Origin of the sequence: Paenibacillus sp. FSL W8-0194, assembly GCF_037969745.1 — a bacterium.
Lineage (GTDB): Bacteria > Bacillota > Bacilli > Paenibacillales > Paenibacillaceae > Paenibacillus_AQ > Paenibacillus_AQ cookii.
On sequence record NZ_CP150205.1, the window covers coordinates 2,792,500 to 2,805,884 of the forward strand.

A 13,385-nucleotide genomic window follows, 5' to 3' on the forward strand; every position below is an offset into this window, starting at 1 on the left:
TGTGGTTATTGTTGGAATGGGCTGGGTCGGCGGCATTATTGCAGCCGAGCTGACCAAAGCGGGCATCCAGGTCGTCGGACTGGAGCGCGGTAAGAGCCGGAGCACGGAGGATTATTTCATGGATCATGACGAGCTCCGGTATGCGCGGCGTTTTGAATTGATGCAGGATCTGTCCAAGGAGACGATCACGTTCCGAAATTCGGAGTCCATGAGGGCGCTGCCGATGCGCAGCTATGGCTCCTTTCTGCTGGGGGACGGGCTCGGCGGCGCCGGGACGCACTGGAACGGGCAGACGCACCGCTTCCTTCCGTATGATTTTGAGATCTACAGCAAGACGGTGGAGCGGTATGGAAAAGGCAAAATTCCCGAGGGCATGCAGCTGCAGGACTGGGGAATCACGTATGACGAAATCGAACCGTATTACGACAAGTTTGAGCAGATGGCCGGCATTTCCGGGGAATCGGAAGCCAATCCGATGCTTGGCAAACGGTCCAATCCGTTTCCGACCCCGCCGATGAAGAAAACGCCGATTTTGCAAAGGTTCGAAGAGGCGTCGAAGAAGCTCGGATACCATCCGTATATGATCCCTTCGGCCAACCTGAGCGAGAACTATAAAAATCCCGACGGCATATCCCGGGCAGCCTGCCAGTACTGCGGTTTTTGCGAGCGGTTCGGGTGCGAATACGGCGCCAAGGCCGACCCTGTCGTGACCGTCATCCCGACGGCGATGGCTACCGGCAAGCTGGAAGTGCGCACGTTTTCGAACGTGACGGAAATTCTCCATGACGGCAAAAAAGCGACCGGCGTGGTGTACATCAACACAGTGACCGGGGAAGAGGTGACCCAGCCGGCGGACGTGGTCATTCTCGGCAGCTTCGTGCTGAACAACGTGCGATTGCTGCTGAACTCCAAGCTCGGGACGCCCTACGACCGAAAGACCGGACGGGGAACGATCGGCCGGAATTACGCGTATCAGGTCAACTCCGGGCATGCGGTCGGCTTTTACGATGACGAAGAGTTCAGCACGTTCATGGGAGCCGGAGCGCTCGGCATGGAATTCGACGACTTCAACGGGGACAATTTCGATCACTCCGATTTGAAGTTTTTGCACGGGGCAGGCATCCGGATCGGCCAAAACGGCCTGCGTCCGATCGAGAACAATCCGGCGCCGCAAGGCACGCCGACCTGGGGCAAGAAGTGGAAGGAAACCACGCTGAAATATGCCAACCGTGTGCTGACCGTCGCGACGCAGGGGGCCAGCCTCCCCTGGAAGCACCATTACCTGGATCTCGATCCGACCTATAAAGACATTTACGGCAAACCGCTGCTGCGGATTACGTTTGACTTTGAGGACCAGGACCGGGAGCTCACGAAATTTGTGGCCGGCAAGGCGGGCGAGGTCATGAAGGAGATGGGTCCTTCCCATATGGAGATCAAGGACAAGTTGGACCCGTATAATATCGTCCCTTACCAATCTACCCACAACACAGGCGGCGTTATTATGGGTTCGGACCCTGACACGTCCGCCGTGAACAGCTATTTGCAGATGTGGGAAGCAGAAAACGTGTTCGTCGTGGGTGCTTCGGCATTCCCGCACAACAGCGGATACAATCCGACCGATACCGTCGGCGCGCTCGCCTACAGGGCGGCAGAAGGGATTCAGAAATATTTGAAACAGGGAGGCATGCTTGTCTGAACGGCTCAGTGCCTCATGCCTCATGCTTCCGATCGTCTTACGAATTGATATAACGTCATAGGAAAGGAGGGATAGACCATGCTTTCAACAATCGGAATACCGGGGCTGTTGCTGTTGCTGCTGCTCGCCCTCTTGCTGTTCGGGCCGTCCAAGCTGCCGCAGCTTGGCAGGGCGGTGGGAACGACGCTTCACGAATTCCGCAGTTCCGCCCGGCAGCTGACGGAAGAGGAGGATGAGAAGCAGGAAGCGGGGCGCCGCCGGGAAAATCTTTAGAATGGGTTTGTATGCATCGGTGAATGCAACTTAATGATTTCATCTGGAGGGATATAACATGAAAAAATGGATGCTGATGGGACTTACGTTAATGCTTGTTCTGGTACTAAGCGCCTGCGGAAGCAGCGGAAAAGGAGGCAGCTCGTCGGACGAGTCCTCGTCTTCGGGCGGATCGGACGGCGTCAAAGAAATCAAGGTGACGGCGTCAAACTTTAAGTTCGAGCCTTCGGAGATCAAAGTCAAAAAAGGCGAAAAAGTCAAAATTACGCTGGAAAACAACGAAGGAAACCACGGCCTGGCTATTCCGGATTTCAACGTGGACCTGCAGCAGCCGGGTTCGGCAGAATTTACCGCCGATCAGGCCGGGGAGCATGAATTCCACTGCTCCGTCATGTGCGGAGCCGGACACAGCGACATGAAGGGAACCCTGATTGTTGAATAAACATGCTTAAACCCTTAAAAGCCGCATTGTTGCGGCTTTTTTTGTATGGTCTATACCAATTTGTATTTGCCGATGCAACGAGAGAACGCAGAACGGCAATGATTACGGGATGAGATGCGTTGTACCGATGAAACGCGGCTACTCGAATTTCGAAGGAGGCACGTTGTAATATTTCTTGAAAGCTTTCATTGGCGCCACTGCTACCGGACAGGACTTTCAATCAGGAACGCCGTACATTTGAGGGTGCAAGATCTGAACGCATAAGAAAGATGCGTCGGATACTATAGTTTTCTTGCCTTGATTACAAAAGTGACAGGCAGCATCTTTGCTTTTTTTGCAAAATCGCTGTTAGCGTGCCGCGATTGCATCCTTTCATCATCCGATTCCTCAATCAGCTTTTCAATGACAAATCCTCCTTTTGCCAAGGCATTTACATAGGTTGATAGTTTACGGTCTGATAATGTTAGGGTACTTTCACCAAGAGATACCGAATACCAGGATTCATCGAAATAGCATTTTTTAAAAACAAGCATATTATTTTCTGCGGCAACACATTTGTGTATAGGGTGAGACCAACTGAAAATAAATACGCCGTCTTTTTTCAGGTAGGAGGCGATTCGGCAAAACGTACCCTCAAGGTCGGTGGTCCAGCCTATGGCATAAACCGAATAAACAAAGTCGAAATAATCCTTTGGTATGCCGCATTCTTCTTCCATGGGAGAGCAGATAAAGGTTGCCGAAAGGCCGCATGCCGTCAAATGTTGCTTTGCTTTTTCGATCTGTTTTTCGGATATATCCAGAGCCCATAGTTCAGATGCATTGCGTTCCCCCTGATATTGCAAGGAATGACCGGTGCCACAGCCGATCTCCAGCATCCTTTTTCCCGAGACATCGCCAAAAAGTCGGCATTTTTCTTCTGAGACAAATGCTCCATAGAAAGGAAGCGCGGTTGCTCCTAAAATGTCATTTCCTTCGGTGTCCCAAAAAAGGCTGTTTGTTTTATGTATGGAACTCTTATCCATCTCCACCGAGATGGCGCTGCCAACCTCGCCTGCACCTATAATGTTTGTTCTTTGAACCGAATTTTTATCCATATCGACGCCCTCCCAAATTAAAAAAATATGAGCCTGAACGTATATCCGGACCTGCCGTTGTTCCAATAACACCTAACAAACACGAACGAACGATCCCCAAATAATGTACCATTTGTCTTTGGACAAATCTACCCAAATTATTCATAGAACAGTCTATTTAATTTAGCTGTTTGTTCGGCTATAACACGGCCCCTTTAAGTTATTCATGGTTGGATTCCGCCTTTCAGATTTTGGGTCTAACACTGTATACGAACTCAAACACTTCGATATCAAACTATATACATTCAATCTGATTAGTTGCTGATCACATTTTTTTTAAGGCTTTCGAACCGAAAGGGGAATCTTAAATAGCAAGATGTATGTTATAAAAAAGGGTTGACATCATTCAACTACAACTGTAGTATATCATTAATGTTAACTACAATTGTAGTTTACAAAACAACCTCAGGAAAGGAGCATTACAAAATGAATGTAGCAACAAAAGCAGCAATCGTAACATTAAGCAGTGTATTACTGCTGGGTTCCTCAACGAGCTTTGCGGCCGAAGCGAAATCTTATAAGGAAGCTCGGGAAGAAGCTGCTAAAAAAGCAGCCGAGGCAACCAAATCTATACCTGAAAAGGACAAAAAGTTTATCGAAGATGAGATCAACAGAATAAAGGAGCTGTCCAAAAAGCCTGGTGAGTCGTATGTCCTGTATCATAAATATCCTCAATTAAATAGCGGACTTTCACTTAGCTATTGGGGATTGGTGGAAGAGTTCTCTTCTTACGAAGCCTACTTGAAAAGAGCTTCCACATTGGAGGGTTCGATCCTGAAGCAGCCTGCAAACCTGCCAGCCGGATACAAGTTTTTGTCAGCGACCATCGAAGGTCCAACAAAAGGGAAATTCGTTGATGAAGTAAAGGCCGAAGGCAAAAAAAGCGGCAAACCTATCTATGCGAAGAAAATAGAGTGGAAGGAAGCGGCGGAAATCCGTCTCAAGTATACGAACGGAAAGAGCACGTTAACTTTCTCAAAGTATATAAAAGATCCTGAGGGAAGCAAAAAGAAAGGGTTCTTTAACGATACGCTTCCTGCGAATATCTATCCAAAATCCGTATTCTGGTATGATGGCGGCAAATACGAATACGGCGTCTCTGCCACTTCGGATGTCCCTAGAGAAAAGAAAATCGCGATGCTGAAGGCTGCGGTAAAGAAATAATATGTTTGGAAAGCGGCGCGGATTTGTGCATGTAACAAAAATAGAGAATCTTAGTTCTATTACATGTTGACATCACCAAACTACAAATGTAGTATGAACATACTACGTATGTAGTTTAGGCGAATGAACATGGAGGTTACATGCATGAAACAAATACCATCGGTTACGGATGCAGAACTGGAAATTATGCGGGTGTTATGGGCAAATCCTGATTGCCCTTCCAGTGAAGTTGTAAAACAACTAGCAGACAAAATGGGCTGGAGCCCGAATACGACGCGGACGCTCTTGAACCGATTAGTGCAGAAGGAAGCAGCGGGGGCAAAGCTGGAAGAGGGTTCAAAGCGCACCCTGCTGTATTATCCCATCATCAGCGAGCAGGAATTTTTGCTGTCCGAAACCACATCCTTTATGAAAAAGCTGTATGGCGGGGCATTAAAACCGATGCTGGCCAACTTATTAAAGGATAGAAAGCTGAATGCACAGGAAGTCGAGGATCTCAAGGCTTTATTTGACGAAAACCGTAGCGACGGCGAACCGGGAAAAGAGAGATAACGGATGATTCCAACATTGCAAGCGAGTTTATTGTCTGTTTTTGGCTGGGTGATTCGCGGATCATTTATGGCCGGCATTCTGGTTTTACTTGTCCTGATCGTGCAATTTCTATTCAAAAACAAGCTTGAAGCAAGATGGAAATATTTGATTTGGCTGCCTGTAGCGATCCGCCTGCTGCTTCCTTGGGCGCCGGAATCTTCGCTTAGCTTGTACAATGTTTTGTCTTTGGAGGCCATAGCGCCCGGATTTCATCAGAAGGCCCAGGATCCCACGGCATTTAAGAATGCGGGGATCGCAAGGGAGGCGGCGGTTCAAAGGAATCGGACCTTAAGCCCGGAATCAAATGGATCTACCGTGCCTGCCTCATCCCATGAACCGGGAAGCGTGCAGAAAAGCGGTTTTTGGTGGAGTGAGATCAAAAATATGGGCTTCATCAATATGCTGTTTGCGGTATGGCTTGCGGGCGTGTTATTCCTTTCGGCGAAAACGGTATTTGACCAGAACCGATTGAAACAAGCCTTGCGCGCAGGGCGAACCATCGATACTCCTTTTTTATCGGCAGTCTTTCAAGAAACGAAGCATCTATTTGGCATCAAGCGCAATGTGAGGTTTGTCGCATCGGAACGGATTCCCGGACCAGCTGTAGTCGGTTTTCTTAAACCTGCAGTCGTGATTTCGCCAAGCCTGCTCGTTACGTTGCAAAAGGATCAGCTTCAATTGATTTTGGCGCATGAATTTGCGCATATTCGGCGGCGGGATGTGGCAGTGAACTGGATGATGCACATGATCTTGATTCTCCACTGGTTTAATCCGCTCCTATGGTTCGCGATACATAGAGCAAGGCAGGATCAGGAGATTGCCTGCGATGCATGCGCCTTGGACCGGATGAGGCCGCAGCAAAAAAATGCATACGGGCAAACGATTATTCATGTGTTGGAGCATTTGTCGGTCAGTCATTACCGGCCGGGGCTTGCCGGCTTGTCCGCCACACATAAAGAAATGAAAAGGAGACTCATGATGATCCAACATTTTAATAAAAAATCCTACCGCTTGTCCATTCTGGGTATGGGGATGATTCTCGCGCTTGGCAGCGTGACATTGGTTAACGCGAAGGAAAGCGGCGAAGAAAGCGCACCGCAAAAGGCTTCTATGCAATTGCAGCAGAATTCAAACGTTGCCGTGGGCAAAGAGAATGATATTATTTATCCCGAGGGAAACATAGACCGTGATCTCTATAAGAAAGAACTGGAAAAAAACCAAAAAAAAGCTGAAGCGGCAGCCAAGGCTTTAACTCCAGAGGAAAAGAAGTATATCGAAGATGAGACGAATCGAGTGAAGGAACTGAGCAAAGAGACAGGCGATATGTACGTTCTGTATCATAAATATAAGGATCTTAATAGCGGACTCGACCTCAGTTATTGGGGAGGGATAGAAGAATTCTCTACTTACGAGGACTACTTGAAAAGAGCTTCCGCATTGGAGGGTTCGATCCTGAAGCAGCCTGCAAATTTGCCAGCCGGATACAAGTTCTTGTCTGCGACCATCGAAGGTCCAACAAAAGGGAAATTCGTTGATGAAGTAAAGGCCGAAGGCAAGAAAAGCGGCAAACCCATCTATGCGAAGAAAATAGAGTGGAAGGAAGCGGCGGATATCCGTCTCAAGTATACGAACGGAAAGGACACGCTGACTTTCTCAAAGTATACAAAAGATCCGGAGGGAAGCAAAAACGAAGGTTTCTTTAACGATACGCTTCCTGAGCATATCTATCCAAAATCCGTATTCTGGTATGACGGCGGCAAATACGAATACGGGGTCTCTGCCACTTCGGATATCCCTCGTAAAGAGAAAATTGAAATCTTAAAAGCAGCGGTAAAAAAATAACGCGTCAAGCGATCCGTTTTATGCATCGACCATGTCGTCCTGTTTACACAGGATGGCATGGTTTCTTTGTTGTTGCCGGCACCTAAAATGCCACGAAATGGATATAATCGGGCCATCCGCAGTTATCGCGATCGTATGCACGCACTGTGAGGAAAGCGAGCCGTCGGCGGTTCTGGTCCGCATAACTCCAAGCTGAATCGCCGACCCAAAAGCGGCCCATTTCAAAGTTGCTAATCCGATCGCCCGAATTATTCCTTCACGATAGAATTTCTACATAGCAGGGATGCGTGGGGATAAACGATCGATACATGACTTTTTCGCCAGGACGGAAGTCGTGTATGACTGAAATAATCCTGGCTGAACAGTAACAAGCCCCCCTTGCTGGGCCCGTGAATTCCAGACTTCCGGCTGATGTGCGGGACATTCATATCATGTTATGGTAAAAGGCAGGATAGGATAGCGTTGGCAGGCTTTCGCAGCCAAGCAGCTGTCAAATCCTCCTTTTTTCTTATATATTGACCGAATTACCAATTTGGTCACCTGGTTTATTCTGTGTTTTATTCGCCTGTTATAAAGGCTGGGTTAAAAGAAAAGAAAACAGGATGATGGAGGGAAATACCATGACAGAAAATATTCAGGTGCCTCAACCCAAAACTTATGGACCTTTAGGAAATCTGCCGCTGCTGGATTCCTCCGCACCGGTACAATCGTTGGTGAAGGTGGCCTCGGAGCTCGGGCCAATCTTTCAGTTCCAATATCCCGGCGGACGCAAGGAGCTCTACGTCTCCGGTCATGAATATGTGAAGGACGCTTGCGACGAAAAGCGCTTTGATAAACGGATCTGGGCTCCGCTGCAAAACGTACGCGCTTTTGCAGGCGACGGTTTGTTTACGAGTGCGACCCAGGAAACGAATTGGAAAAAAGCACATAATATTCTGCTGTCCAGCTTCAGCCAAAGGGCCATGCAAGGGTACCACGCCAAAATGCTTGATATTGCCTTGCAGCTGATTCAAAAATGGGGGCGGCTGAATCCGGACGAAACGGTGGACGTACCCGCGGACATGACCCGGCTGACGCTCGATACGATCGGACTGTGCGGATTTAGTTACCGTTTCAACAGTTTTTACCGGGAAGGCAACCATCCCTTTATCGATGCGATGGTGCGGGCGCTTGACGAAGGGATGAACCAGCTTCACCGCTTGGGCATCCAGGATATGTTTATGGTCCGGAAGAAACGGCAGTTTCAAGAGGATATTCAGACAATGTTCTCTCTCGTCGACGAATTGATCCGGGAGCGTAAGGCGCATGACGGGAATGAGGATGATCTGCTCGCTCACATGCTGGAAGGCGTCGATGTGGAAACAGGTGAGCGTCTGGATCTAGAAAATATCCGCTACCAGATCATCACATTTCTGATCGCAGGACATGAAACGACCAGCGGCCTGCTCTCTTTTGCGATCTATTTTCTGATGAAAAACCCCGAAAAGCTGCGTAAAGCGGTGGAAGAGGTGGACCGCGTCCTGAAAGACCCGGTACCGACGTATAGCCAGGTGCGGGACCTGAAATATGTCCGAATGGTTCTGAGCGAGTCCCTGCGGTTATGGCCGACTGCGCCGGCTTTCTCGCTGTATGCCAAAGAAGATACATGGATTGGGGGAACCTATCCGATCCAAAAGGGTGACAGCGTGACCGTGCTCATTCCGGGACTTCACAGGGATACACGCGTCTGGGGGGACGATGTGGAGGCGTTCAGACCCGAGCGTTTTGAGGATCCAAGCAAGGTGCCTCATGACGCGTATAAGCCGTTTGGTAACGGTCAGCGGGCGTGCATCGGGCAGCAGTTCGCCCTGCAGGAAGCGACCTTGGTGCTGGGTATGATTCTGAAGTATTTTGAGCTGACGGATGCCGACCACTACGAACTCAAGGTGAAAGAGACGTTGACACTCAAACCTGAAGGGTTCCGGATTCGTGTTCGCAGCCGGAAGGCAGCCGTGATTCCGATGGGTTCAGGCAGCTCCGAACCGCTGGGTACCGCTGCTCGCGAGTCCGGCAAGCCGGCCTCATTGGCGGAAAACGCGCATCATACGCCGCTGCTCGTCCTGTATGGTTCCAATTTGGGCACGGCCGAAGGCATAGCCAGAGAAGTAGCCGATCTCGCCAAGTACCAGGGATTCAACAGTCAGGTCGGTACCTTGGACGACTACGCCGGCGCCCTTCCCAAGGAGGGAGCGGTGATCATTGTAACGGCTTCATATAACGGCCAGCCCCCTTCCAACGCGAAGGCTTTCGTCGAATGGCTGGAATCCGCCGACAATTCGGCCGTCCGGGATGTCCGCTACATGGTATTCGGCTGCGGGGATCATAACTGGGCCAGCACGTACCAGCGGATCCCGCGCCTGATCGATGAGCTGCTGGCCGCCAAAGGCGCCGAGCGGCTTATCCCGCTCGGGGAGTGCGATGCCAGCGGCGATTTTGAACGGGAGGTTGACGACTGGACGGAGCGATTATGGCCGGATTTGATGCAGGCGCTGGGACTGCCGGTCGCGGCCAACCGCGAGCCGAAACGGAGCACGCTGTCCCTTCGTTTTATCCAGGGCGTGGCCGCCGCACCACTGGCGGAAACCTACGGAGCCGCATCCGGTCGGATTGTGCGCAGTTACAATCTTCAGCATGCAGACAGCGGAAGGGTCACGCAGCACATCGAAATTGCGCTGCCTGAAGGCACGACTTATTGCGAGGGCGATCATTTGGGCGTGCTCCCGGTCAACCCTGACCCATTGGTGCGGCGGGTACTCCGCCGATTCCGGCTGGATGGCTCCGCTCACCTGATTCTGGAAACGGGCGGGAAAAACATTCCCCACTTGAAGGCAGGTGTTCCGGTCCGACTGGACGAACTGCTGTCCCGCACTGTAGAGCTGCAGGAGCCGGCGACTCGTGCCCAAATCCGTGAGATGGCCGCGTGCACGGTTTGCCCGCCGCATGCAAAGGAGCTCGAGGCGCTGCTCGTTGAAGAGACGTTCCAAACGAACATCCGGGCGAAGAGGGTTACGATGCTCGACTTGCTCGAGCAGTACGATGCCTGTGAGCTGCCGTTTGCCCGTTTTCTGGAGCTGCTGCCGGCGCTGAAGCCGAGATATTACTCCATATCAAGCTCGCCCCAAGTCAGCCAAGACACGGCCAGCATCACGGTCGGCGTAGTTCGGGGAGAAGCATGGAACGGCAAGGGAGAGTACCGCGGCATCGCCTCCAACTACTTGGCCGGGCTTGAACCGGGAGCCGAGGTGCTGATATTCGTCCGGTCCCCTGAATCCGGCTTTGTACTTCCAGAGGATTCCGCCACACCGTTGATCATGGTAGGTCCAGGCACGGGCGTGGCTCCGTTCAGAGGCTTTATCCAGGCCAGACGGTCACTCCAAGCGGCAGGGAAGGTCCTGGGAGAAGCCCATCTGTACTTTGGCTGCCGGAATCCAGAACATGATTATCTATATCGTGCGGAGTTTGAGCAGGCGGAAAGGGATGGCCTGGTCAAACTTCATACGGCTTTCTCCAGAGTGGAAGGCGAAAATAAGTGCTATGTCCAGCATCTTATGAAGCAGGACGGGGAACTGCTGCTGTCGCTGCTCGAAACCGGGGCTAAGTTGTACATTTGCGGCGACGGCACCCGGATGGCCCCGCAGGTGGAACAGACGATCATGGACTCTTATCGGGAAAAAAGCGGGGCGAGCCATGAAGAAGCGGCTGAATGGCTTGCCGCGCTTGAAGCGGCAGGTAACTATGTGAAAGACGTATGGGCCGGTTGAACGATACTCTTCATGATTCAGGTACAGCATCTGATTTGCTTACTTGCTGTAGACAAATATGTTGGAGAGAGAGGCACAAGTCTCTCGGAAAGGAGTTATCAAGTTCAAAACTAGATGGAGTGCTTGGCAGAATCCCGGTTCATGGACCGCAGGAACGATCATCGTATACTGGATTCGCAAGTTGTTGAGGCCGGAGACGAGTAAACATTCGCCCGGCGGATTGCCATCGTTTGATTCGCGTGGCGCCGGGTAATATATGGATAAACGAGAACTTGTATGGAGGGATTCGCAATGCCTTGGAATAAGCATGATTACCCTGTGTCCATGAAAAATTTGGAGCCCCGCGTGCGGAATAAAGCGATCGAAATTGCAAACGCGCTGCTCGAAGAAGGCTACGAGGAAGGGCGCGCCATTGCCATCGGCACCGCCCAGGCGGAAAAGTGGAATGAGGACCATCCGGTTGGCGAAGAAAGGCCTTCGAAGCATACGTAACCTCATGAATATTTCGTTCAGCACCGACTGCAAGCAAATATAATTCAGCAAAGGGCCGTATTATTTGCGGCTCAACCAAATGAGATCTAGCTAATATTAGAGTTTGCAAATTTTCAATAGAATCCTTAGGTCATTCTTAAGGAAGCGAAAGGCCGGTTTCCTAGTTTAAGGATACCGGCCATTTCTAGATTGCTTACAAAAGCCCCTTTCCAGGCACCCTTAAGCTTACCCGTTACGCAGTACAAACGCCGGCTGAAGAGCAGGCAGTCTGACCTCTATTTCATATCCCCTGTACTCCACATATAATACAGAGCTGCCCGAAACAACCCTGAGAACCGCGGTCCGCCAAAGCACGGATCGGGGTTTTTCACATACCCGGAAAAGCCCGCAGTGTAAAGCCTTATAGAGAATGGAAAAGCCTGAATAGAAGATTTTAATACGGTATTGTGGCTGGAAATGCATCAATGGTACAGTATCAGCAATAAATAATCCCGACTATACACATTGGAAAAATTAATGATATTGAATTCGTCGAGGGTCATTTTGGGATTCATTTCAAGCAGCACCCAAATTTTAAAAAGAAGATGGAGTGAGTGAACGATGGGCAAAAACAGACAGCTTCGACTGGGGGCCACCATACACGGCGTGGGCAGCAGCCACACCGCCTGGAGACATCCGCAAATTCCTTCGGATGCGAGCGTAAACATTTCGTTCTATACACAGCAGGCACAGAAGGCGGAAGAGGGCAAGTTCGATTTTGTTTTCATTGCCGACGGCCTGTATATCAACGAAAAGTCGATCCCGCACTTTCTGAACCGGTTTGAGCCGATTACGATCTTGTCCGCGCTCGGCGCAGCCACTTCCCGGATCGGGCTTGTCGGCACGCTGTCGACCTCTTACAGTGAGCCGTTTACGGTCGCCAGGCAGTTCGCCTCCATCGACCACATCAGCGGCGGGCGCGCAGGATGGAATGTGGTGACTTCACCACTGGAGGGGACCGCGCTGAATTTCGGCGGCCGGCCGCATCCGGCCCATTCCGAGCGGTACCGGATCGCGGAAGAGTATCTCGAGGTGGTCAAAGGGCTGTGGGATTCTTGGGAAGACGATGCCTTTGTGCGGGATAAGGAGAGCGGGGTGTTCTTCGATCCGGACAAATTGCACCGGCTGAATCATGAAGGGGAGTTCTTCTCTGTGCAGGGGCCGCTGAACATTGCACGCTCCCGGCAGGGGCAGCCGGTCGTGTTCCAGGCGGGCTCCTCGGACAGCGGCCGCAGCCTGGCGGCGAAAACGGCGGACGCCGTGTTCACCGGCCCGGAGACGATCGAGGAGGCCAAGGCCTTTTACCGTGACGTGAAGCAGCGGGCAGCCGCACTCGGACGCGCTCCGGAGGAAATTCTGATCTTTCCGGGCATCGGGCCGATCGTGGGCCGCACGGAAGAGGAAGCCGAGCGCAAATACCAGGAAATCGCCGGGCTGGTGACGATTGAGAAGGCTTTGGAATACCTTGGACGCTACTTCGAGCACCACGACTTTTCCCAATACCCGCTGGATGAGCCGTTTCCCGATCTGGGTGACTTTGGATCGAACAGCTTCCGCAGCACGACCGACCGTATCAAGAGACGCGCCAAAGAGGAGAACTTGACGCTGCGTGAAGTAGCGCTGCAGGAAGCGACGCCGCGGACGGTGTTTATCGGGACGCCGGAGAAGGTGGCGGATTTGGTGCAGCAGTGGTTTGAGGAAGAGGCTGCCGACGGCTTCATTATCGGATCGGGCGTGCCGGGCGGATTGGACGATTTCGTCGAGCTGGTGGTGCCGATTCTGCGCGAGCGGGGGTTGTTCCGCACGGAATACGAGGGAGATACGCTGCGGGGAAATCTGGGTCTGCCAGTGCCGGAGAACCGCTATACGAAGCAAAAGGCGCTGTCCTAAACAGGACGGGGTCTCTGCCAATA

10 protein-coding genes are annotated in these 13,385 nt (G+C 51.3%); 9 read left to right on the forward strand and 1 reads right to left on the reverse strand.

All coding sequences use genetic code 11. From position 1 onward, the window contains the following. The first annotated feature begins 16 nt into the window (after positions 1-16). From MKY58_RS12540 to MKY58_RS12550, 3 genes are all read left to right on the forward strand, one after another. Complete coding sequence (locus tag MKY58_RS12540; RefSeq protein WP_339325138.1) at positions 17-1,696, forward strand: GMC family oxidoreductase; 1,680 nt, start codon at positions 17-19, stop codon at positions 1,694-1,696. A 78-nt stretch (positions 1,697-1,774) separates the two neighbouring features. Then, a complete protein-coding gene (tatA, locus tag MKY58_RS12545; protein ID WP_339324812.1) occupies positions 1,775-1,969 on the forward strand; it encodes a twin-arginine translocase TatA/TatE family subunit in 195 nt (64 codons plus the stop codon). Between the two features lie 58 nt (positions 1,970-2,027). After that, the gene (locus MKY58_RS12550; protein ID WP_339324813.1) at positions 2,028-2,411 is read left to right on the forward strand and encodes a cupredoxin domain-containing protein; all 384 of its coding nucleotides are present in this window, start codon (positions 2,028-2,030) and stop codon (positions 2,409-2,411) included. A gap of 281 nt (positions 2,412-2,692) precedes the next feature. On the opposite strand, the gene MKY58_RS12555 is transcribed toward MKY58_RS12550, so the two are convergent. After that, positions 2,693-3,505 (reverse strand): class I SAM-dependent methyltransferase, encoded by an 813-nt coding sequence (locus MKY58_RS12555; RefSeq protein ID WP_339324814.1) that lies wholly within the window; start codon positions 3,503-3,505, stop codon positions 2,693-2,695. Between the two features lie 465 nt (positions 3,506-3,970). On the opposite strand from MKY58_RS12555, the gene MKY58_RS12560 reads away from it, so the two are divergent. From MKY58_RS12560 to MKY58_RS12585, 6 genes are all read left to right on the forward strand, one after another. Further along, positions 3,971-4,708, forward strand: coding sequence for a hypothetical protein (locus tag MKY58_RS12560; protein ID WP_339324815.1), 738 nt, complete (start codon positions 3,971-3,973; stop codon positions 4,706-4,708). A gap of 144 nt (positions 4,709-4,852) precedes the next feature. Then, positions 4,853-5,260 carry a BlaI/MecI/CopY family transcriptional regulator gene (locus tag MKY58_RS12565; protein WP_339324816.1) on the forward strand — a complete coding sequence of 136 codons (408 nt, stop codon included), beginning with the start codon at positions 4,853-4,855 and terminating at the stop codon, positions 5,258-5,260. 3 nt (positions 5,261-5,263) lie between these two features. After that, a complete protein-coding gene (locus MKY58_RS12570) occupies positions 5,264-7,141 on the forward strand; it encodes a M56 family metallopeptidase (protein WP_339324817.1) in 1,878 nt (625 codons plus the stop codon). Between the two features lie 620 nt (positions 7,142-7,761). Next, positions 7,762-10,941, forward strand: coding sequence for a bifunctional cytochrome P450/NADPH--P450 reductase (locus MKY58_RS12575; protein ID WP_339324818.1), 3,180 nt, complete (start codon positions 7,762-7,764; stop codon positions 10,939-10,941). Between the two features lie 291 nt (positions 10,942-11,232). After that, positions 11,233-11,433 (forward strand): hypothetical protein, encoded by a 201-nt coding sequence (locus MKY58_RS12580; protein WP_339324819.1) that lies wholly within the window; start codon positions 11,233-11,235, stop codon positions 11,431-11,433. 600 nt (positions 11,434-12,033) lie between these two features. Beyond that, positions 12,034-13,362: an LLM class flavin-dependent oxidoreductase gene (locus MKY58_RS12585; RefSeq protein ID WP_339324820.1), complete on the forward strand. Its 1,329-nt coding sequence runs from the start codon at positions 12,034-12,036 to the stop codon at positions 13,360-13,362. The last annotated feature ends 23 nt before the right edge of the window (positions 13,363-13,385 follow it).